Origin of the sequence: Bacillus sp. SIMBA_074, assembly GCF_046534555.1 — a bacterium.
GTDB classification, from domain to species: domain Bacteria; phylum Bacillota; class Bacilli; order Bacillales; family Bacillaceae_G; genus Bacillus_A; species Bacillus_A mycoides.
Window position 1 is genome coordinate 144,553 of the sequence record NZ_JAWRYM010000003.1, and the last position, 21,993, is coordinate 166,545.

26 protein-coding genes are annotated in these 21,993 nt (G+C 36.5%); 3 read left to right on the top strand and 23 right to left on the bottom strand.

Annotated elements, in window-relative coordinates:
- Positions 1 to 139 precede the first annotated feature (139 nt).
- From spo0A to accB, 14 genes are all read right to left on the bottom strand, one after another.
- Positions 140 to 934, bottom strand: a complete 795-nt coding sequence (gene spo0A / locus SB773_RS05325) for a sporulation transcription factor Spo0A (RefSeq protein WP_002015081.1) — start codon at positions 932 to 934, stop codon at positions 140 to 142.
- Between the two features lie 286 nt (positions 935 to 1,220).
- Positions 1,221 to 2,513: a SpoIVB peptidase gene (gene spoIVB / locus SB773_RS05330; protein ID WP_002015079.1), complete on the bottom strand. Its 1,293-nt coding sequence runs from the start codon at positions 2,511 to 2,513 to the stop codon at positions 1,221 to 1,223.
- A gap of 119 nt (positions 2,514 to 2,632) precedes the next feature.
- Positions 2,633 to 4,372, bottom strand: a complete 1,740-nt coding sequence (gene recN, locus SB773_RS05335; RefSeq protein WP_002088564.1) for a DNA repair protein RecN — start codon at positions 4,370 to 4,372, stop codon at positions 2,633 to 2,635.
- 270 nt (positions 4,373 to 4,642) lie between these two features.
- Positions 4,643 to 5,092: an arginine repressor ArgR gene (gene argR / locus SB773_RS05340; protein ID WP_002015076.1), complete on the bottom strand. Its 450-nt coding sequence runs from the start codon at positions 5,090 to 5,092 to the stop codon at positions 4,643 to 4,645.
- A gap of 142 nt (positions 5,093 to 5,234) precedes the next feature.
- Positions 5,235 to 6,074, bottom strand: coding sequence for a TlyA family RNA methyltransferase (locus SB773_RS05345; protein WP_002015074.1), 840 nt, complete (start codon positions 6,072 to 6,074; stop codon positions 5,235 to 5,237).
- A 3-nt stretch (positions 6,075 to 6,077) separates the two neighbouring features.
- A complete protein-coding gene (gene dxs, locus SB773_RS05350) occupies positions 6,078 to 7,970 on the bottom strand; it encodes a 1-deoxy-D-xylulose-5-phosphate synthase (protein WP_002143098.1) in 1,893 nt (630 codons plus the stop codon).
- A gap of 307 nt (positions 7,971 to 8,277) precedes the next feature.
- Positions 8,278 to 9,171 (bottom strand): (2E,6E)-farnesyl diphosphate synthase, encoded by an 894-nt coding sequence (gene ispA / locus SB773_RS05355; RefSeq protein WP_410588908.1) that lies wholly within the window; start codon positions 9,169 to 9,171, stop codon positions 8,278 to 8,280.
- On the bottom strand, positions 9,171 to 9,401 hold the full coding sequence (gene xseB, locus SB773_RS05360; protein ID WP_000428422.1) for an exodeoxyribonuclease VII small subunit: 231 nt from the start codon (positions 9,399 to 9,401) through the stop codon (positions 9,171 to 9,173). The genes ispA and xseB overlap by 1 nt, the downstream gene beginning before the upstream one ends.
- On the bottom strand, positions 9,391 to 10,749 hold the full coding sequence (gene xseA / locus SB773_RS05365) for an exodeoxyribonuclease VII large subunit (RefSeq protein ID WP_002192510.1): 1,359 nt from the start codon (positions 10,747 to 10,749) through the stop codon (positions 9,391 to 9,393). Before xseA ends, xseB begins: the two co-directional genes overlap by 11 nt.
- A 26-nt stretch (positions 10,750 to 10,775) precedes the next feature.
- Positions 10,776 to 11,636: a bifunctional methylenetetrahydrofolate dehydrogenase/methenyltetrahydrofolate cyclohydrolase FolD gene (gene folD / locus SB773_RS05370; protein ID WP_002067081.1), complete on the bottom strand. Its 861-nt coding sequence runs from the start codon at positions 11,634 to 11,636 to the stop codon at positions 10,776 to 10,778.
- Positions 11,637 to 11,659: 23 nt separating this feature from the next.
- Entirely contained in the window at positions 11,660 to 12,052 is a 393-nt protein-coding gene (nusB, locus tag SB773_RS05375) for a N utilization substance protein NusB (protein ID WP_002067080.1), read from the bottom strand.
- Positions 12,053 to 12,400: 348 nt separating this feature from the next.
- Positions 12,401 to 12,793: an Asp23/Gls24 family envelope stress response protein gene (locus SB773_RS05380; RefSeq protein WP_000807630.1), complete on the bottom strand. Its 393-nt coding sequence runs from the start codon at positions 12,791 to 12,793 to the stop codon at positions 12,401 to 12,403.
- Between the two features lie 22 nt (positions 12,794 to 12,815).
- Complete coding sequence (gene accC, locus SB773_RS05385; protein WP_002015065.1) at positions 12,816 to 14,168, bottom strand: acetyl-CoA carboxylase biotin carboxylase subunit; 1,353 nt, start codon at positions 14,166 to 14,168, stop codon at positions 12,816 to 12,818.
- A gap of 16 nt (positions 14,169 to 14,184) precedes the next feature.
- The gene (gene accB / locus SB773_RS05390) at positions 14,185 to 14,673 is read right to left on the bottom strand and encodes an acetyl-CoA carboxylase biotin carboxyl carrier protein (protein WP_002192509.1); all 489 of its coding nucleotides are present in this window, start codon (positions 14,671 to 14,673) and stop codon (positions 14,185 to 14,187) included.
- Between the two features lie 471 nt (positions 14,674 to 15,144).
- Between accB and SB773_RS05395 the strand changes: the two genes are divergently transcribed.
- Positions 15,145 to 15,342 carry a hypothetical protein gene (locus SB773_RS05395; protein ID WP_012261697.1) on the top strand — a complete coding sequence of 66 codons (198 nt, stop codon included), beginning with the start codon at positions 15,145 to 15,147 and terminating at the stop codon, positions 15,340 to 15,342.
- A gap of 58 nt (positions 15,343 to 15,400) precedes the next feature.
- On the opposite strand, the gene SB773_RS05400 is transcribed toward SB773_RS05395, so the two are convergent.
- Genes SB773_RS05400 through SB773_RS05440 form a run of 9 tightly spaced genes read right to left on the bottom strand, consistent with a single transcriptional unit; the run spans position 15,401 to position 20,922 of the window.
- Positions 15,401 to 16,057, bottom strand: coding sequence for a SpoIIIAH-like family protein (locus SB773_RS05400; protein ID WP_002015062.1), 657 nt, complete (start codon positions 16,055 to 16,057; stop codon positions 15,401 to 15,403).
- A 15-nt stretch (positions 16,058 to 16,072) separates the two neighbouring features.
- On the bottom strand, positions 16,073 to 16,735 hold the full coding sequence (spoIIIAG, locus tag SB773_RS05405) for a stage III sporulation protein AG (protein WP_002088572.1): 663 nt from the start codon (positions 16,733 to 16,735) through the stop codon (positions 16,073 to 16,075).
- Positions 16,725 to 17,357 (bottom strand): stage III sporulation protein AF, encoded by a 633-nt coding sequence (gene spoIIIAF / locus SB773_RS05410; protein ID WP_002015059.1) that lies wholly within the window; start codon positions 17,355 to 17,357, stop codon positions 16,725 to 16,727. Before spoIIIAF ends, spoIIIAG begins: the two co-directional genes overlap by 11 nt.
- Before the next feature lie 12 nt (positions 17,358 to 17,369).
- Positions 17,370 to 18,542, bottom strand: a complete 1,173-nt coding sequence (gene spoIIIAE, locus SB773_RS05415) for a stage III sporulation protein AE (RefSeq protein ID WP_002033983.1) — start codon at positions 18,540 to 18,542, stop codon at positions 17,370 to 17,372.
- Positions 18,543 to 18,552: 10 nt separating this feature from the next.
- Positions 18,553 to 18,936 carry a stage III sporulation protein AD gene (gene spoIIIAD, locus SB773_RS05420; protein WP_078172833.1) on the bottom strand — a complete coding sequence of 128 codons (384 nt, stop codon included), beginning with the start codon at positions 18,934 to 18,936 and terminating at the stop codon, positions 18,553 to 18,555.
- Between the two features lie 23 nt (positions 18,937 to 18,959).
- On the bottom strand, positions 18,960 to 19,163 hold the full coding sequence (gene spoIIIAC / locus SB773_RS05425; protein ID WP_000020914.1) for a stage III sporulation protein AC: 204 nt from the start codon (positions 19,161 to 19,163) through the stop codon (positions 18,960 to 18,962).
- Between the two features lie 14 nt (positions 19,164 to 19,177).
- The gene (spoIIIAB, locus tag SB773_RS05430) at positions 19,178 to 19,693 is read right to left on the bottom strand and encodes a stage III sporulation protein SpoIIIAB (protein ID WP_002088574.1); all 516 of its coding nucleotides are present in this window, start codon (positions 19,691 to 19,693) and stop codon (positions 19,178 to 19,180) included.
- Positions 19,687 to 20,613 carry a stage III sporulation protein AA gene (spoIIIAA, locus tag SB773_RS05435; RefSeq protein ID WP_002088576.1) on the bottom strand — a complete coding sequence of 309 codons (927 nt, stop codon included), beginning with the start codon at positions 20,611 to 20,613 and terminating at the stop codon, positions 19,687 to 19,689. Before spoIIIAA ends, spoIIIAB begins: the two co-directional genes overlap by 7 nt.
- Before the next feature lie 27 nt (positions 20,614 to 20,640).
- The gene (locus tag SB773_RS05440) at positions 20,641 to 20,922 is read right to left on the bottom strand and encodes a YqhV family protein (protein ID WP_000816054.1); all 282 of its coding nucleotides are present in this window, start codon (positions 20,920 to 20,922) and stop codon (positions 20,641 to 20,643) included.
- A gap of 181 nt (positions 20,923 to 21,103) precedes the next feature.
- On the opposite strand from SB773_RS05440, the gene SB773_RS05445 reads away from it, so the two are divergent.
- Together SB773_RS05445 and SB773_RS05450 are read left to right on the top strand one after the other, a co-directional pair.
- Positions 21,104 to 21,682 (top strand): GNAT family N-acetyltransferase, encoded by a 579-nt coding sequence (locus SB773_RS05445; protein ID WP_176280945.1) that lies wholly within the window; start codon positions 21,104 to 21,106, stop codon positions 21,680 to 21,682.
- Positions 21,663 to 21,983, top strand: coding sequence for a hypothetical protein (locus SB773_RS05450; protein ID WP_016100630.1), 321 nt, complete (start codon positions 21,663 to 21,665; stop codon positions 21,981 to 21,983). The genes SB773_RS05445 and SB773_RS05450 overlap by 20 nt, the downstream gene beginning before the upstream one ends.
- The last annotated feature ends 10 nt before the right edge of the window (positions 21,984 to 21,993 follow it).

Sequence of the window (21,993 nt, forward strand, 5' to 3'; positions counted from 1 at the left end):
GAATTAAAATTTCAATCCAATAAATAGAAGGTTTTTAAATTAACCGCCAATTACCTATGTACTTTATTGCCTACATACGTAATTCGTTGGTTATTAAATTTTGTTATGAAATACGCTTAACACCTTGATATTACAGCGTTTACGAAGCCTTATGTTCAAGTCTTAGCTTATCCGCAACCATTGCGATAAACTCGGAATTCGTAGGTTTTGCTTTTGACATCGATACAGTATAACCAAATAAGGACGAAATAGAATCAATATTCCCACGGCTCCAAGCTACTTCAATTGCGTGACGGATTGCGCGCTCGACACGGCTTGCTGTTGTATTATATTTCTTTGCAATATCTGGATATAATACTTTCGTAATAGATCCTAGTAATTCGATATCATTGTACACCATAGAGATTGCTTCTCGTAAGTACATGTACCCTTTAATATGAGCGGGTACACCAATTTCATGAATGATACTTGTAATACTCGCATCTAAGTTTTTCGGTTTTCCATCGATCGTTGTTGCTGATCGGAAAGATGGTAATGGACGTTTAATAGTAGCACTTTCCTTACCACTAACTTGACGAATATGACTTGTTAAATTCTCCATATCAAATGGTTTTAATATGAAATATGATGCCCCTAAATCAACCGCTTTTTTCGTCACATCTTCTTGTCCGAATGCTGTCAACATAATAACGCTAGGTTGTCTTAACCTTTCAATATGTCGCATTTTCTCTAGCACAGCCAGACCATCTAAATGTGGCATAATAATGTCTAAAACGAGTATATCAGGCTGCTTTTCTTTCAATAAGTTTAAACATTCTTGACCATTGTAAGCAATTCCGATAACTTCCATATCATCTTGGGCAGCAACATAACTCTCTAGCATCGATACCAATTCTTTATTATCATCCACAAGACATACTTTAATTTTCTCCACAGTTTTTCCTCCCTTACCGAATCGATTCTTCCGACATGTGTAAGCTTCTAGGCTACATGAATTGTTCGACAATTGTGTGAAAATTCCCTTTAAAGTTTCTTACTTTCCGATAAAATCACAAAAAAATATGTTTATCGTTCATTTTTTTACTTTCGCAACACATTCCATCATAGAATTACAGCGAAACGTTCAACCCTTTGCTTATATCTTACAACAAAAAACAGCTCTTGCGGAGCTTTTACAAAATTTCAACGAATTTTTCAAAAGAAAAGCGAGCTAATATGTATTAGCTCGCTTTTTTCTCTTGATCATAAATATTAATTCCAGCCTCATGTAACATCCATTCAATATGAACACCGTATCCTGACGTTGGATCATTTACAAATACATGTGTAACCGCACCAATTACTTTCCCATTTTGTACAATCGGACTTCCACTCATTCCTTGTACAATACCACCCGTTTTTGCTAGTAAACGTTTATCTGTCACTTTTATAACCATACCTTTTGTAGCCGGGAACTTTTGTGGTACCGTACTAACAACTTCAATATCAAACGCTTCCACCTTATCTTGATCAATAACTGTTAATATTTTCGCTGGCCCTTCTTTTACTTGATGGGATAATGCGATAGGCATTGCTTTATCCATTATGCCGTTTGTCATATCTGTGTTTAATTTCCCAAAAATACCATACGGGCTATTTATTGTAATATTACCAATCACTTCACGATCCGGTGAAAATCTTGCTAATTTTTCTCCCGGGTTCCCGTGACTTCCTCTTTCAATAGACGTTACTGTCGAACGCATAATTTGTCCATCTTCTACTTGGATTGGCTTTTTTGTATCATTATCGGAAATTACATGACCAAGCGCTCCATATTTCATAGAATCTGGATGTACAAATGTCATCGTTCCGATACCAGCTGCTGAATCACGAATATACAGTCCAATTCGGTAAGAGGATTCACCATTGTCTTTTTGTGGTGTTAGCTTAGCACGAATATATTTTCCATCTCTTAATAAAACAAGATTAAGCGGTTCACCTGTTTCTCCACTATTATGAATAAATGGTGCTACATCACTCATTCTTTCAATTGTTTTACCATTGATTTCAGTAATCATATCTCCAATCTGTACACCAGCTGTTTCACCAGGAGATACTTTACCCTTTTCAGTTTGAATTAAATGATGGCCTACAACAAGTACACCTTTTGTGTTCAATTTTACACCAATCGATTGTCCACCTGGAATAACTTTAAAATCTTTTAATACTTTCACATTTACTTTTTTCACTGGAAAACCAGCAAGTTGAAACACCATATCAGCTTCACCATTTTGGTGAGAATTTACCATAAGTTCTTGTTCATTTGAACTTACAGTAAATACATTACGATTTGTAGATGCAGCCTTAAAAACTGGTAATGATGCTATTTCTGATTGTTGTCCTTCAAAAACAACAAGTTGCTTCGGCGATGAAATAAACGTTCGAAGCGGTTTAAAACATCCAATAAAAACTAGAGAAACAAGGAGACAAAGACCTATTATTTTTCGAAATCTTTCTAATTTCAATTTGTTCACTCTCCTCGCTCCTACCCCACATTCAGCCTCTTGGCTTCACTTTTTAATCTCTCCTTGCAGCGCTTTATTTATAACCGGAAGAATTAAGAAATCGTCATTTGAGAAAAAAAAGCTATCCATTACTGGATAGCCTCTGCTGTCTGTTTGAAATGATGCGCTTGCGTAAGTAACTCTTTCGCATGCTCTGTCGTTAAATCTGTAATTTCAACACCAGAAATCATTCGAGCAATTTCTGTTACTTTTTCATCCGTACTTAACACAGTAACCGATGTAATCGTACGATCATTCGCCACTTGTTTTCTAATAAATAAATGAGAGTCCGCCATTGAAGCTACTTGAGGTAAGTGCGTAATACAAAGTACTTGCGAGTTTACTGATACACGATAAATTTTTTCCGCAATAGCCTGTGCAACCCGACCACTCACACCCGTATCCACTTCATCAAAAATAACAGATGCAACACCTTGATGCTTAGAAAAAATGCTTTTTAAAGCTAAAATAATACGAGATAACTCTCCGCCAGAAGCGACCTTTGAAAGTGGCTTTAACGGTTCACCCGGATTCGTTGAAATATAAAATTCCACATGATCGTAGCCATCCGCCGTAAGTTTTACCGGTGTTCCTTCCACGAGAGGTTCTTCTACATTTCCTACCCTCTTCATAATTCTCACTTCAAATTTCGTTTTTTCCATATATAGTTCTTTTAATTCTTGATGAATAGCGCTTGTAAGATGATCTGCAAGCTCATGACGCATAGTACTTAACAACGTTGCTTCTTTTACAATAACACCTTCTAATTTCGTTAACTGCTTTCTCGTCGTTTCAATATGTACGTCTTTATTTTCAATCGTAAAAATTTCTTGTTCAATTTTATCAGCATACGCTAAAATCTCTTCTACAGTATTTCCATACTTTCTCTTTAACATACGGATTTCATTCAAACGTGTTTCAATTTCATCTAGACGTTTCGGATCATATTCCATCATATCTAATTTTTCTCTAAGCTGGTATGCAACTTCTTCTAATAAGTAATAACTATTTGCAATAGAATCATGATTTTCTTGATACGCTTCATCTAAGTGCGTAATACTCTCCATTTGTCCCATTGCATTTCTTACGTGATCCAATCCCTGTCCGTCTCCACTTAACGAACGATACGCATCTCCTAATGCTTTATAAATCTTTTCAAAATTGGAGATTTTTAATCGTTCCTCAGTCAATTCATATTCTTCATCCATTTTTAAATCCGCCTTACGAATTTCTTCATGTTGGAATTGAATTAAATCTAGACGATGGGCCATTTGTTGTTCATTTTCACTTAAAGATTTCAGCTGTTTTTTTAACTTCTCATAGTCTGTATATACATTTTGATATATGCCCAATTGTTTAACAATGCGATTTCCATCAAAATGATCAAGCATAAACATATGACGCTCTTCATTCATTAAATCTTGTGTTTCATGCTGTCCATGAATATCAACTAGCGTTTTTCCAATCTCTTTTAATATGCTGAGTGTAACAAGTTTCCCATTTACACGACAGACACTTTTTCCGTTCGCAGCGATGTCACGCTTCAAAATAATCATGCCATCTTCTATTTCTATATCTAACTCTTCTGCCTTTGCGATACATGGATGTTTGTCATCTTCTACATAGAATAAGCCTTCTATCTCAGCCTTTTCTGTTCCATATCGAACAAATTCTGCTGAACCACGGCCACCAACAAGCAAACTAATTGCATCAATAATAATGGATTTTCCAGCTCCTGTTTCACCACTTAAAACGGTTAAACCTTTTTGAAAAGAAATATTTAATGCCTCAATAATAGCAAAGTTTCTGATCGATAATTCCGATAACAATGCCCCATTCACCTCGTTATAAACTAATCCCCTATTAAGGGCTTTTCTCAGTATTCTTCATTCAAATAGTTATACTATATGTTTGTATGTATAAATTACTCTTCTAACCCGCTCCATTGTACCAAACATTCGTTTTACGGGTCAATCCACCTATTTTCTAACTTCATTCAAAAAAAATAATGTATTGTATTTGAAAATCCGTATTTTTCGCCAATAAAAATATCTTGTTTACTTTCCACCTTACAGAGGAAAGTAAACAAGATTTTTCTGTTAAAGCATATTTAAGAAACGATCAGAGACAACACCTGTATCTTCAGGTGTACGGCAAATAATTAAGCAAGTATCATCACCACAAATGGTTCCGACAATCTCATCCCACTCTAAATGATCAATGAGTGCCCCAAGTGAATGAGCGTTACCAGGCAATGTTTTTAGCACAAGCATATGTCCTGCCGTGTCTAATTTTACAAATGAATCCACTAGATTTCGTTTTAATTTTTGCAACGGATTAAATCGTTGATCTGCTGGCAAGCTATATTTATAGCGGCCATCATGTAATGGCACCTTCACTAAGTGCAGTTCTTTAATATCGCGCGATACTGTTGCTTGCGTTACATTAAACCCCACATTACGTAAAATATCAACTAGTTCATCTTGTGTTTCAATTTCTTTGTTAGCAATAATTTCCCTGATTTTAATATGGCGCTGACCTTTATTCATACATTTGCACCTCACACTATCTCTTACCATAGTTTAAACATTGGTATACTTCATTTATTTATGTTACCGTATAATCCATTACTTGTACACAATTGTTTTTACAATCATTATACGATTACAACAAAAAGAGGAACAACATATGTTATTCCCCTTTCCCTTTTTGTTTTAGAACATCATGTGCTTCTGTAACAACTTGCTCAATAGAAACCGGAGAATGATTTTCGCCATTCTCACGCTCACCGTGCCACTTTAGATGAATTAAAAATTCAATATTTCCATCCCCGCCTGTAATTGGTGAGAATGTTAAACCTTCGATATTATAGCCTTCCTTAAGAGCAAAATCGACAATCATTTCCACGACAGCTTCATGTACTTTTCTATCACGAACAATGCCTTTTTTCCCGACTTGTTCTCGTCCAGCTTCAAACTGAGGTTTAATCAATGCAGCTACATCACCATTTGGCATAAGCATTGTTTTTAAAACCGGCAATATAAGCCTTAATGATATAAATGAAACATCAATACTTGCAAACTGCGGTAAACCACGCTCTAAATCTGCCGGTGTCACGTAACGGAAGTTCGTTCGTTCCATCACAACAACACGCTCATCTTGACGCAATTTCCACGCAAGTTGATTATATCCTACATCTAATGCGTAGGATAACTTCGCCCCATTTTGAAGCGCACAGTCTGTAAAACCACCAGTTGATGAACCAATATCTATCATAACCTTATCTTGTAAATCAAGTTGAAATGTTTCTAATGCCTTTTCAAGCTTATAACCACCACGGCTTACATACGGCATGACTTGCCCTTTCACCGTAATCTCCGTATCTTGTGAGATTTTCTCCCCTGGCTTATCGAGTCTCATTTCATTCGCATATACAAGACCTGCCATAACAGCACGTTTAGCCTTCTCACGCGTTTCTATAAGTCCTCGCTCTACTAATAGTACATCTACTCTTTCTTTTTTTACGCTCATTTGTTACGCCCTTTTTTGTTTTGATGGAATCATTGTATGAATACGGTCTACAACAGCATCTGTTGTTAAACCAATTTCTTCTAACAGTTTTGTTACACTACCATGCTCTATGAAGCGATCAGGAATACCCATTCGTTCAATTAAAGCACTATGGTATCCGTTCTCAGAAGCAAATTCAACTACTCCCGTTCCAAAGCCACCGATTAAACAAGCCTCTTCAATCGTTAAAATCGGTATATTTTTCCCTAAAAGATCATGTAAATATGCTTCGTCCATCGGCTTAATAAAGCGAGCATTCACTACTTTCACTGATACTCCAGCTTGTTCAAGACGCTCAGCTGCTTCCATTGCCATCGGGATTGTCGTACCAAACGTTAAAATTGCTGCTTGTGTGCCTTCTTTTAACGTTTCCCATGTACCGATTGGAATCGCCTTTAATTCTTCATCCATTTGAACGCCAAGTCCATTTCCGCGTGCATAACGTAAAGCAATCGGTCCATCTTCGTATTGCATCGCTGTATATACTAAATGTTGACCTTCATTTTCATCTTTCGGCATCATAAGCACCATATTCGGCAAGTGACGTAAAAACGCGATGTCAAATACACCTTGATGCGTTTCACCGTCTGCTCCTACTAATCCAGAGCGATCTATTCCAATGAAAACATTTAAATTCTGGCGACAAATATCATGAACAACTTGGTCATATGCTCTTTGTAAAAATGTTGAATAAATTGCTAAGAACGGCTTCATCCCTTGTGTTGCCATACCAGCTGCCATTGTTGTAGCATGCTGCTCTGCAATACCTACATCAATCATGCGATCCGGAAATTCTTTTTGGAATTTCTCAAGTTTCGATCCAACAGGCATTGCAGGCGTAATTGCAACGATACGTTCATCCGTTCTCGCTAGCTTAAGCACTGTTTCACTAACAACAGCACTCCATGCTGGTGCAACTTCTTTCGGTTTAACGAAGTCACCTGACTCAATTTTATACGATCCTGTTCCATGCCAAGTTCCAATAACGTCACTTTCAGCTGGTTTATAACCTTTTCCTTTTTTCGTAATAACATGAACAAGTACTGGGCCTTTTGTTTTCTTTGCATATTGCAACGTTTCGAATAACTTTTCATAATCATGCCCATCGACCGGACCTAAATATGTAAAGCCTAATTCTTCAAAAAAGACGCCTGATACTAGTAAATATTTTAGACTATCTTTTATTTTCTCTGCTGTCGCAGCAACTTTCCCGCCGACTGCTGGGATTTTCTTCAATATATACTCTAGTTCATCTTTTACCCAATGGTACTTCCCTGCGGTACGTAAACGACCAAGTACATTATGAAGTGCACCGACGTTTGGTGCAATTGACATTTCATTGTCATTCAAAATAACAATCATGTCCGTTTTTTCATGCCCAATGTGGTTCAATGCCTCTAAAGCCATTCCGCCTGTTAATGCACCATCGCCAATGATTGGTATAACGTATTCTTCCGTTTTCTTTAAATCACGTGCTAGAGCCATTCCCATTGCAGCAGATAACGATGTCGAACTATGACCAGTTTCCCAAACATCATGCTCACTCTCGCAGCGTTTTGGAAAACCACATAGACCTTGGTATTGCCTTAATGTGCCGAATTCTTTCGCACGCCCTGTTAAAATTTTATGTACATAGGATTGATGTCCTACGTCCCATAAAAACTTATCTTTCGGACTATCAAATAATTTATGCAGAGCAATTGTGAGTTCTACTACACCTAAATTAGGTGCAATATGTCCACCTGTTTGAGAGAGCTCTTCAATTAAAAACTTACGAATATCCTCACTCAACCCCTCTAGTTCACTGATAGACATATCTTTCAAAAAACTAGGGTTTTGAATTTGCGTTAGATCCACATGGATCACTCACTTTCATTTCATAATCTGTCAACATGTCAAATATTATAAGAAACATTTACACAACACAAGAAATTATCTTTTCTATTCTTTTTATCTTGTCCTGCTTTCAGAAAACACTTCCATTTTTTCACTTATCATATTATACATCATATTTCTTTACGTGATGAAAAAAATAGCCGCTAACACGAAGTGATAACGGCAATGTAATCTACATATATTTTTGCCAATAACAAGAAAAGAAAAACCTTTCCTACATTTATATCATAAAATGATGAATGACTCAACAAATGGAAACGCTGTTATATTAGTTATTACGTTTTGCGATTAAATCACAAATAGATAGTAAATATTCATCTTGTAATTGTAAGGAGCTAATAGAATCTTTTGCTTTTGCAATTTTCTCCTCTAAAATAGATTTTGCTCTATCTACAGTAAATAACGTCGTATATGTGCTCTTCTCGTTGGAAGCATCACTACCAATCGGTTTTCCAATCTCTTCTTCTGTTCCTTCTACATCCAAAATATCATCTCTAATTTGGAAAGCTAGACCGATATATTTCGCAAATGCAAGTAACTTCTCTTCTTGCTCTTCTGTAGCATCAGAAAGTATCGCGCCTGCAAGTACAGCAAACTCAAGCAGTTTACCTGTCTTATGATTATGAATGTACTCTAATTCATTAATTGTAAGTCGTTTTCCTTCAGCTTCCATATCTGCCACTTGTCCAGCAACCATTCCTTCAGGTCCTGCTGCTTTCGCAAGCTCAAGTACAAGTCTTACTTTTTTTTCAGCAGAGATTTCTTTTTGCTCATATGCCATAATAACTTGAAAAGCATATGTCAACAAACCATCTCCCGCTAAAACTGCCATTGCTTCACCAAATACTTTATGATTTGTAGGCTTTCCTCGTCTTAGATCATCATCATCCATACAAGGTAAATCATCATGAATTAACGAATATGTATGAATCATTTCAAGGGCACAAGCTGCACCCACTCCAAGATTTCTTTCTTTCCCAAACGCTTGTAACGTTGCAAATAAAAGTAACGGGCGGAGACGTTTCCCACCCGCTTCCAAAGAATATGCCATCGCTTCACGAAGCACATTTGGACATTGTAATTCATTTGCATAGCTTACAAGCTTTTCTTCTACGAAAGTTTTACTCTCTTTCAAAAAAGTATCAAAAGCTATATGTGTCACTATGCTTCATCTCCTAAAGCAGTAAACGGTTTAAGCTCTCCATCTTCCCCAAGGATAACTGCCATTTGTTCTTGTACATCTTTCAATTTCTCATCACAAAGCTTAGATAATTCCATGCCTTCCTTAAAATAAGAAATTGCTTCCTCTAAAGGTACATCACCTTGTTCAAGCTTAGAAACGAGATGCTCAAGCTGCGAAATTGCTTCTTCAAAGCTTAACTTATTTTCCATTATTCAATTCACGCTCCTCTATGCTTGATACGCTACAATCTAGTATTCCATCTTGTAATTGAACCGAAACAGCATCTCCAAGGCTAACATCTTTCACGCTTTTTAATACTTGTTTCTCTTCATCGTATACAAGCCCATACCCTCTCATCATTACTTTAAGCGGGCTTAATACCTCAAGCTTTTGAGCCGCTCTCACAAATACGAACTCCTTCGTTTGAAGTAATGTTTGCATTTCACGTTGCAACTGCTTTTGCAACGTTTCAATTGCCGTTTTCGTTTGTATAATTTTTTGAGATGGGTGGTGCTTTTCTAAATAAAATGAAAGTTGCTTTAATTGATTTACTTTTTTATCTATATAACGCTCTTTCGCTAAAACAAGTTGTTCAAGAGCCCTGTCTAACTGCTCTTCTTTTTGCTCGTACACTTGCCTTGGATAACGGAACGCATAAGATTTTTGTAACACTTGCAGTTTTTCTTCTTTTTTATGTACTCTCTCTCTCATTGCTCTTTGCAATCTCAGAGTTCTTTGTAATACCTTTTCTTGTAACTCTATAGTATTAGGTACCGCCAGCTCAGCTGCTGCAGTCGGTGTTGGTGCACGTAAATCCGCGACAAAATCTGCGATTGTAAAATCTGTTTCATGGCCTACAGCCGAAATAATCGGAATCTCACTTGTGAAAATTTCTCTTGCAACTATTTCCTCATTAAAGGCCCATAATTCTTCAATAGAGCCTCCACCACGTCCAACAATTAAAACATCAATATCTCCCATTTCATTCGCTGTACGAATTGCTTGTACAATCGAGGGAGCTGCTGACTCCCCTTGTACAAGTACAGGAAACACAATAACATTTCCAATTGGATAACGACGTTTAATTGTTGTTATAATATCGCGAATTGCTGCTCCTGTTGGCGACGTGATTACACCTATTGTTTTAGCATACGGAGGAATTATTTTTTTATAAACTTGAGAAAACAAGCCCTCTTCCTCTAAACGAACTTTTAATTGCTCATAAGCTAAATGCAAGTTTCCAATTCCGTCAGGCTGCATGTCTTGAATATAAATTTGATAAGAACCACTCGCCTCGTAAACAGAAATCTTTCCTTTTACAAGTACTTTCATTCCATTTTCCGGTCTGAATTTAATGTTACGATTATGACCCGCAAACATAACCGCTGCAATTCTTGCATTTTCATCTTTCAATGTAAAATACATATGACCACGACTATGATATTTAAAGTTGGAAATTTCTCCTTTTAACCAAACAGACTGTAAATGCGGATCATACTCTATTTTTGTTTTAATATAGCGTGTTAATGCTGTAACGGTTAAATATTGTTTCTCCATTTCTCTCTCCTCATAGCCGATTCAAATTATTGACAAACAACACCTGCACGCTTTGCAGACTCCACAGTGTTGTGAAGAAGCATTGTAATAGTCATTGGGCCGACTCCTTTTGGCACAGGCGTAATGTAACCTGCAACGTCTAATACATTGTCAAAATCAACATCACCACAAAGTTTGCCTGTTTCTAAACGGTTAACACCAACATCAATTACAACCGCACCCTCTTTAATATAGTCAGCTGTTACCATTTTCGGTCGTCCAACGGCTACGATTAAAATATCAGCTAACTTCGATAATTCTTTTATATTTTGCGTCTTAGAATGACAATATGTGACAGTTGCATTTTCATTTAAAAACAGTTGCCCCACTGGTTTACCAACAATATTACTTCTTCCAATTACAACAACATGCTTTCCAGAAATATCAAGATTCGTTTCTTTTACTAATTCTAAAATGCCATGCGGTGTACATGGAAGGAATGTGTCTTGTCCCGTCATCATACGTCCTACGCTGATTGGGTGAAATCCATCTACATCCTTTTCCGGTGAAATTCTTTCAATGATAGCTTTTTCTTCAATATGTTTTGGTAAAGGTAATTGTACCAATATGCCATTAATGCGGTCGTCTCCATTTAAGCGATCGATTTCAGCAAGCAAACGCTCCTCAGTAATCGTTTCAGGAAGTTCAATTAGCTCTGAGTAGATTCCTACTTGCTCACAGCCTTTTTCTTTTCCTTTTACATAAGAACGAGATGCTGGATCTTCTCCAACTAAAATAACTGCTAATCCTGGTACAATCCCTTGCTCTTTTAACTTCACAACTTTTTCTTTTAATTGTGCTCGTTTTTTCTCCGCAACTTCATTTCCTTTGATGATTACTGCTACCATTTTAAGTTTCCCCCTTAAAGAAATTACAGTGTATCTTTTATATTAGATAAAACGCCGTTAATAAAACGACGAGATTCCTCATCCCCAAATGTTTTTGCGATTTCAATTGCTTCGTTAATTGTTACATTGTGCGGAATTTCTTCCATGTATTTCATCTCACACACAGCTACACGTAAAATACTGCGATCAACAATACTAATACGCTCAAGCTTCCACTTTTTTAAATTTTGACGAATTGCTGCGTCAATCTCTTCTTTGTTGTCTACAAATCCTACAACAAGTGATTCTAGAAACTCATTTGTTTCTTCGCCTTCATCTAGCGTATTTTCCACCGCTACTTTCGGTTCTAATTCACCTGTAATATCCATTTGGTATAATGCTTGCATTGCTCTTTCTCTAGCCGTCCTACGTTTCATTGTAACTCTCCTTTATACTTCAAGTCTTTCCTTATGTTTTGTTATATTATTATAATTTATAAGCCGTCAATTCACTTACTCTTGCAGTTTTCATTGATTTTCCAACCTTATAATACAATGATAATAACACAATTTATCGTTTCACACACGGGGTACAAGGCTGAAAAATAATAAAAAGATTAACTTCAAGTTCCATATCTTATCACAATGTACGTTTTTTGGAAAAATGAAACATACCGTTTTATTTTTCTTTTTTTTTGAAATAGTATAATAATTAGAGGGTTTTAATTTGTGAAGAAATGAAACGATAAAAAAGATGCCTATTTTACTAGGCACCTTTTTCCACTCTTACACTGGTTCGATTTCTGTTTTTTGTGTTTCGAATGTTACGCCAACGATGTGAACGTTCACTTCTTTTGGCTCAAGTCCTGTCATTGTAAAGAGTGCTTGGCGAATATTGTCTTGAATTTTTTGTGCAACAACCGGAATCGCTACACCAAAATACATCACAACATAAAGGTCAACAATAATATCTTCGTTTGCTAATTCAACCTTTACACCTTTACCATGATTTTTCTTACCTAACTTCTCAACAACATCTGTAGCAAAATTACCACGCATTGCCGCTACACCTTCTACTTCAGCAGCTGCAATACCTGCAATTACTTCGATTACTTCTGGTGCAATTTCTACTTTTCCAAGAGTTGTATCTTGACCCATATCTAACATATGTTCAGCCATGAAAAAAACCTCCTTTAATGTATCACTGCGTCACAAGTTCATGCTCTTCCAAAAATTTCGTGTTAAACTCACCTTTTACAAAATCAGGATGCTCTAGCAATTGCAAATGGAACGGGATTGTTGTATGTACGCCTTCAATGACAAACTCACTGAGCGCTCGCTTCATTTTTGCAATTGCCTCTTCACGTGTTTTTCCGTGAACAATTAATTTAGCAACCATCGAATCATAGAAAGGTGGTATTGAATATCCCGGATATACAGCTGAATCGACGCGAATACCAAATCCGCCTGGTGGTAAGTACATTTCTACTTTACCTGGAGATGGCATAAATTTTTTGGCAGGGTTTTCCGCATTAATTCGACATTCCATTGCCCAACCATTAAATTGTACTTCTTCTTGCTGTAACGATAACTTTTCTCCAGAAGCAACAAGAATTTGTTCTTTAATTAAATCCATCCCTGTTACCATTTCAGTAACTGGATGTTCAACTTGGATTCTCGTATTCATCTCCATGAAATAAAAGCTTTTCGTTTTATATTCATAAATAAACTCAACCGTACCAGCACCTGTATAATCAACCGCTACCGCCGCTTTAACTGCTGCCTCACCCATTTGCTTGCGAATATTCTCATCAAGTGCAGGTGATGGACTTTCTTCTAATAATTTTTGCAGACGGCGCTGAATTGTACAATCACGCTCTCCTAAATGAATGGCATTTCCATGTGTATCTGCCATTATTTGAATCTCAACATGGCGGAAATCTTCAACGTACTTCTCCAAGTATACACCAGGGTTCCCAAAAGCGGTACTGGCTTCTTGCTGTGTAATTTGAATTCCTTTTACAAGCTCTTCTTCATGGCGCGCAACACGAATACCTTTTCCGCCGCCACCTGCAGTCGCTTTAATGATAACTGGATATCCAAGTTGATTAGCAAGCTCGATCGCTTCTTCGGTATTTTTAATAATCCCTTGTGAACCTGGTACAATCGGAACCCCTGCTTCTTTCATTGTATCACGTGCAACGTCTTTTGTGCCCATCTTTGAAATGGCTTCTGGGCTTGGACCGATAAAAATCAAGTTACACTCACGGCATAATTCTGCAAAATCTGCATTCTCTGCTAAAAATCCATATCCCGGATGAATTGCATCACAACCTGTTAATTTCGCAACACTAATAATGTTCGTCAAATTTAAATAGCTTTCTTTTGAAATCGTTGGTCCAACACAATACGCTTCATCTGCAATTTGCACATGAAGTGACTCTTTGTCTGCTTCTGAATAAATTGCAACTGTTTCAATATCCATTTCTTTACAAGCACGAATAATTCGTACAGCAATTTCCCCACGATTGGCTATTAATACTTTTTTTATCATCACAAAGACTCCCTTATTACGCTTTTACAAGAAATAGCGGTTGTCCATACTCAACAAGCTGTCCGTTATTAACAAGAATTTCAACAATTTCGCCCTCTACATCTGCGTCAATTTCGTTAAATAATTTCATAGCCTCAACAATACATACGATAGAATCTTTCGATACTCTGTCCCCAACACTTACATATTGAGGTGTATCAGGCGAAGAAGAGGAATAAAATGTCCCTACCATCGGTGATGTGATTTTATGTAGGTTTTCATTTTGAACAGCTGTCTTCTCTTCTTGTTTTGGCGCTTCTACTTGCGCTGCCGCTACTGCTGTTTCTACTTCAACAGATGCTGCTGGTTGTACTACCTGTTTCGTTACCGGTGCTTGCACAGCAACAACTTCATTACCACGTTTTTTCATTTTGATTGCTGTACCGTCTTTTTTGTATTCAAATTCATCAATATTAGAGCTATCAATTAATTTAATTAATTCACGAACTTCTTGAATTTTAAACATGTAAAATCCACTCCCATACTCTTGTTTGTCCCGTTTTTACAGATTGGCATCAAACTGATTTACTGTAAAAATACGATGTATTCTATTAGAAAATTTATTCCTATGACATTTACTAATAGAAATATTTACTATTCCCATCTTACGCTAAATTTTTTAAACATTCCAATTTATATTTCTTTATTATAAATCGAAACTCCTGTAAAAATATTATTCCGCCAAAAAATTATTACCTAGTAATAATACCAAGTTTCACACAAAATTGGCAAGACCACTTCCTAAAAAACATTCTTTACTTTTTCAAAACTGCAAAGTGTAAAAACGTAATTCCCTCAGCATTCTTCATTTTATCTACGGTAAAAAAACATATTTTTACCAAATATTATTTTTTTGTTTACGCGCCGTTCATTCTTCCTTCATAAAAGAATAGTATGTTCAAAGTGTAGCAAATTTATTGTAGTGAGGTGCGGACATATGATATGGCTCATCCTGTTCTTGCCTGCCGTAGTGATTTGGACATTGGTCCTCTTCATTCACGTCAAATCTGGAAAAACTAATCACCATCATCACGAACCATTAATCTTTTACTCACAGCGTATTTCCCCGTTTCCAATTGAAAATACTAAATACAACTGCAAAGATGAAATAGAAAAAAGCTATCGAAAACGATAGCTTTTTTCTATTATTCTTTTATCTAATTTGAAGCAGCAACACCTATTATAATTTCAATTTATTTTACTGATGGATCAAATTTCACACCTACATCTTTTGAACCACCTTCACTTCTTACGAGCTGAATAATTTTATTCGCTTCTTTTTGTGAATGCTTTGCCGATTTAACTGTTACTTTAATGTCCGTTCCATCAGCTCTTACAAGAGCATCCTTATATCCGCCTTGAGATTTAATCACTGTCTCAAGTAATTGTTGCTTCGTTTCCATCGTAGTGATTGCATCAAGATTATCTTTCGCTTTACTCTTTTCTTCTGCTGAAGATTTTGATGACTTCATTACATTTTGTAACTTTTCTTTCTCTACACTACGCTGATCTTCCATTTGCATACGTAGCGCTGTAAAATTCTCATCGCTTGATTGAACTGTTACGCTAGCCTCTTTTTTACTTGTTTCTTTTTTGTCATTCTCTTTTTTGTCTGTTTCTTTATTTGTAGTTTCCTTGCTTGTATTTTCTTTTGTTGTCTCTTTATTTGTAGTTTCTTTCGTTGTTTCTTTTGTAACTGCTTTATCAACACCTTGCTTTTCTTGTCCCATCTTTTCACCCGTTGCCGGTGCTGCTGTATTCATTTTATCAGGAGTTGTTACGTAATAAACAGATAGTACAACCACTAAACTTAACATCGTTAATAGCCAAACCGTTTGTTTTTTTAACACTTTATTTCCTCCCTATCAATTTTTCGGTGATACTGAAACGCGATGAGCTGGTACATCTAATAATCGCGTCACAGCTTCTTTTACCATTGCTTTTATTTGTATATTATCCACTCCCTTTGCTACGACCAGAACACCTCGTACTTTCGGTTTCTCTGTTCGCAAAACAATTGGAGTTTCTTTATCACCTTCACGTATAATGACTGTCTTTTCATCAAGAGACTCGTCTTCTACTTCCCTTTTCCCGCCTGCCTTATCAGTTTCACCTGTCGTTTGTGAACGTTTTACTGTATTTTTCTCGAGTATTTTTTCTTCAGATGAATCTAAGTTCACTTTAATAGTTACATCTTTTACTCCGGCTATCTCTTCTAAAGAAGCTTTCAATTCTTGTTCATACGCTTTTTCGTATTTTTCTACATTTGACATATTATCATTGTTTTTTTGACCGAAAGTTGGTACATCTTTATCTTGGCTTTGACTTGTCTTTTCTTTAAACACAGGCACTTCTTCTTTTTTAGGTGATAAGAAATTACTAGAAAACATAAGCGCAATCCCAAGTATGAGTAGGACAAGCAAAAACTTAGGTGTTACCTTTTTCCCCTTCTCATTACTTTCTTTTCCATCCCCATTTAATAGGTTTCGAAAAAATGAGAACCTCGAATTTTTATCTTTATTGTCCATTTACGCTACCTGTCCTCCCTTCCATCTGAACTTGGATTTGTTTATCCTCTAGTTGCCACCTGCTTGAAAAGAAATCTTTCATTTCTACATTCGTTTCTTCTATTTTTTTTGGAGGTTCTTTCATATTAATTTCAATTGGCTTTACTGTTTCGATTGCATCATTTTTACTACGTTCTTTTTCTTTCAACGTCACAACAACAGATTGAATATCTTTCGCTGACTTTACTTCTTCTGCATGTTCCACTGCGACTATTTGTATTTCAGAGACTGTCATACCATACTTTTTCTCAAACTCTTTTCCTACGTCTTTTTTCATTTTGGTAGCCATCTCTTCTAAACTATATGCACGTGTTAGAGCTTGTATTTCTTTTTTCTTCGAATCTATCGAATTTTTTACAGATCCATCTGCTACGTACTTTTCCTCATTGAAATTTGCGATAACTTCATTTACATCTGTTTGTAACAACTTAAATAGAGGCGTTAAAATTAATACGACTAACAATAGACTTACAACGAATTTAACGTACTTTTGCAAATTTGAATTTGGAAGAATAAGATGAAGCATTGTCGCTAAGAGTAAAAAAACGATAATATTTCTAATCCACTCTGTAACAAATTGCATACTCTTCACCTCCTACCGCATCATGAGAGTAATGTTCCCGGCAGCAATAATAATTGTGATACTTAAAAAGAACATAAATGATACGATAGCTAAGCAAGCAAATACGTAAATGATACTTCGTCCAATGATATCTAAACATTGAATAATTGCTCCTCCGCCTACTGGTTGCAATACTGCTGCTGCGAATTTATAAATAAACGCGATACAAAAAATTTGAATCGCTGGGAAAGCGACAATTAAGCATAAAATAACGAGCCCGATAATTCCGACTGTGTTTTTTAATAATCCAGATGCACTAATAACAGTATCCGCCGCCTCAGTAAACATCCTTCCTACTACAGGAATGAAGTTTCCTGTTACAAATTTGGCCGTTTTCACAGCTATACCATCAGCAACGGCTGACGCTGTTCCCTGTACAGATAATACGCCTAAAAAAACCGTCAAAAAGATACCAATAATCCCAACACTAACGTTTTGCAAAAGCTTGGACAATTTCGTAACTTTATATTGATCACTCATCGTGCTTACAATACTTAATATAGTTGCAAGTAATAAAAGTGGTAGAACGATATAGTTCATAAGAAGCCCACTCGTATTCATTAAGAAAATGATAATCGGATGAAAAAACGATACAGAAACAACACCGCCGCCTGTTGCTATGAGTGCGAGTAAAATTGGTAATAACGCTAGTATGAAATCTACCATTGTTTGTATCGTCTCTCTTGCATATGTCATGACGACATAAAAACTATTTAAAGCGAAAATAATAAGTACCATGTATACGACTGCATCAGCGATTTTACTCACGCTACTCTTTGAAAAAGCAGATTGCAACGATTGCAACAATGCACTGAAAATCGTGAGCATAATGAGCGTTCCAAGTAACTTTCCATTTGCAACAAGCTCATGAAATAAATATTTTAGTAGACCTATCATCCACTCTTTTATGGAGAACTCTTTTTCTCCCTTTACAAACTCCATAAAGCTTCCTTTTTGACTCTCTGGTAAATAGCCTCCATACTTTGTAACAAGCCCGTCCCAAAATTGCTTCACATCTTCAATTCCGAGCTTATCCAATTGTTGATCAACGACGTTTGTTTCTATAGGAGAAGCTTGTACAACAATCGGTAAAGAAAAGAAAAGGAAGCAAGCAAATAATAGCTTAGCTCCAAACTTCCTCAACATTCACTCCCCCTTATCCCGTAGGTAAAAAACCGAGAATTGTTTCAATTACAACCGTCAAAATAGGAATTGCCATGACGAGAATTAAGATTTTCCCAGCTAATTCAATTTTCGAAGCGATTGCACCTTGACCAGCATCCTTTGTAATTTGCGCACCAAACTCAGCGATATAAGCAATCCCTATAATTTTCAATAACGTTTCTACATATACGTTGCTAACCTTCGCTTCACTCGCCACTCTCTCAATCATTTGTAAAATAGAATGAATTTGATCGATTAAGAGAAGAAACATCATGCTACCAATGAACACAATAAATAACGATGTAATACTAGACTTATGCTGATTTAAAACAGCAGCTAAAAATGTAGCAACGAGGCCTAATCCGACAATTTGTATAATTTCGATTCGAACCGCCTCCTTTACTGGAAGAGAAAGACACTTTTAATCTTGTCGAATAGAGTATTAATTAAAAATGCAACATGAAACAAAATAACGACAAAACCGACAAGGATAACCCAATTTGCAATATCCTCTCGCTTTAATTCTTTTAGTACAGTATGAATGAAAGCTAAAACAATGCCGATTCCGGCGATTTGAAATATTAATCCAACATCAATGGACATCGCCTTTCTCCCCCCTATAGCAGTAAAATTACGATAAGTAGCCCTGCTAGTACCCCTAAACTCTTTATCATTTTTTCATATTGTAGTTGTAATGCTTTCGCTTCTCCTTCTTCTCTCTCCAAATGTGTAATACATAAGCGAATATGTTTTTGCTGTGATTCACGATCATGTTGTCCAAGTGTTTCACCAAATTGTTGTAAGATTTCATACTCGGTTTGTTTAAACGCCGTTAACGTCCAGTTCTCCTTCAAACTATCAATCCAAGCTTCTCTAACTGTTTGCTCCCCGTCCTCTAGCCGTTTCGAAAAGCTTTGAAATATCCAATTTAACGGCTTCGGCATTTGTTTGACTAAACGCTCTGCAGCCTCAGATAACGGCGTGTGTCCATACATAATTTCAGCTTCTAATGATTGCAATGCTGCCTTCAATAACCTAAGTTGCCGCGGTCTCTCACTGTACCTTTTAGCGTATGAAAATCCGAAAAAAGTGCTAACAGCAACTATTAATACCGCACCAAATATTTTCACCATACGCCTTGAACCTTTCTATGGGATAATACTGGTTTTCCATCTCTATCTTTCACTTGCATAACTGTTCCTGGCCCTCTCGCTTTTGATAATTCCACAAACCTATCAAATACACCAAGTTCCAGCACCGCCTGTAACGATGGACGTTTCACAACGTCATCATAAGAAAATCCATGTGCACTTATAAAAAGCTGAACACCTGCATGTACCGCCTCCATAATCGCTTCACTATCTTCTTTACGTCCAATTTCATCTACGATTAATATGTCTGGGCTCATAGAACGAATCATCATCATCATTCCTTCAGCTTTTGGACAAGCGTCTAATACATCTACTCGCACGCCAAAGTCATATTGCGGGATTCCTTTCACACAACCCGCAATTTCTGATCGTTCATCAACAATCCCCACTTTACATGAAGGAATTTTCGAAGCACTTACACCTTGACTCATACAGCGTGCTACATCTCTTAAAAGTGTTGTTTTCCCCGTTTGCGGTGGGCCAATTACCATCGTGTTTAACCATCGCGATTCATAAAGATATGGCAGAAGCGGCTCAGCAATCCCTATTTTTTGACGGGCAATACGAATATTAAAAGAAGAGACATCCCGAATCATTTTCACTGCACTTTTTTCTGTAATGACTTTTCCAGCTAGGCCAATTCTATGTCCTCCTCGTAGTGTCACATATCCACGTTTCAATTCCTCTTCCATCGTATAAATTGAGAATTGGCTTAATTTATTCAATAAATGGATCGCATCTTCCGCTGTAGCGATATAGTCATAGAAAAACACTTCTCCATGTGCGATACACTCTAGTGGCCTTCCAATTCGAACGCGAATTTCCTCTAGAGTATCGTATTGTTTACAGCCTTCAACTAACTGTTTCATCGTTTTCGGTAAAACTTCTAATACTTCTTTCATAAGCTTCTCCCCACTATACTCGACTTACTATTTCAACAACGCGATAAAAATGCAGCCAATTCCAAGTGCTAGAAAAAAGAGTTTCAAGAAAGAAATCTCACTTGCTACACTCGCTATGCCAATTGTCATTGTTAAAATTAATACGGTCGGTCCAACAAACGCCAACATACCATTTATAAATAATGCTTTCTTCGCATCATTCACGTAAAGCATAAGCAAAGCGGCGAATATTTCCGCGCTTCCTGAAAACAACCGAAGTAATCCCATAACAAGCACGGATGTTTCCATTGCCGCTAGCCACTGTTTCATTCTCCCACCTTCTCCCATAACAGTTACTACTTCCTTATTTTGAAAAAGAATATATTTGTACAACCATATGCAGAGGTTGTCTATTTCAGAAGTAAAAACATAATTTTTCTCTATCGACTTAATCTAAAACTGAATATTCTAATTAATTTATGGTATATTTAATAGAAAAGGAGCATAGATGATGAAGCAAGTTACTTTATTACCGCTCGATTTACGATATGCAAATGTGATTTTTGAGCTATCAAGCAATCCACATGTAAAAAATGCATTAGGGCTAAAAGTAGAATCAGTGGAAGATACAAAAACATTCATTCTTTTTGCAATTGAAGAGGAACGAAAAAAGCACTCCTTATCAAGAGTGATTGTAAATGAAGAAAATGAAATAATTGGCCTCACCACACTTAAACATATTAATTATGAGAAAAAGCAATCTCACATTGGCAGTTGGATCGGCTATCCATACTGGGGAAAAGGATATAACGAGGCCGCTAAAAAAGAAATCTTTAAAGTTGCTTTCTTAGACTTACAACTCACATACGTATTCGCTGGTGCCAAAACGACTAACATTCGCTCTTTAAAGGCGCAAGAGAAACTACCTTATATTTCATTGCATGTGGAAAACAAGTTTCCAGGCGAACATGCTGCACTTGAGAAAGAAGTAAAGTCACCTTGCTCACTACATGTCGTATCACGCAAGAATTTTTCAAATTGGCTGGACGTACAAAATGAGGGGGGAAAATATGAAAGCATTAAAAATTAGTTTAACAATTGTAGTAGAATTAGCTATTATTTATCTTTTTTCAAAAATGGTCGGCTGGTCATTTTTGGAGAGCTTTTTCCTTGGCAGTCTAGCAATATTTGCAATTACGTGGTTAATTATTATGAGTAACTTTAGAAATAACAATATGGATCATGTAACGAATAAAACTTTTACCGGTATTGAAACTGGTGAAATACGCCCGTTTCAAATTGTTTTGACTCCATATATTATGGGTACCCTTTCACTCGTCACAGTTAGTTTTGTTATAACTGCAATTTACTATCTTCCCTACTTCCTATAAAAAAAGCACT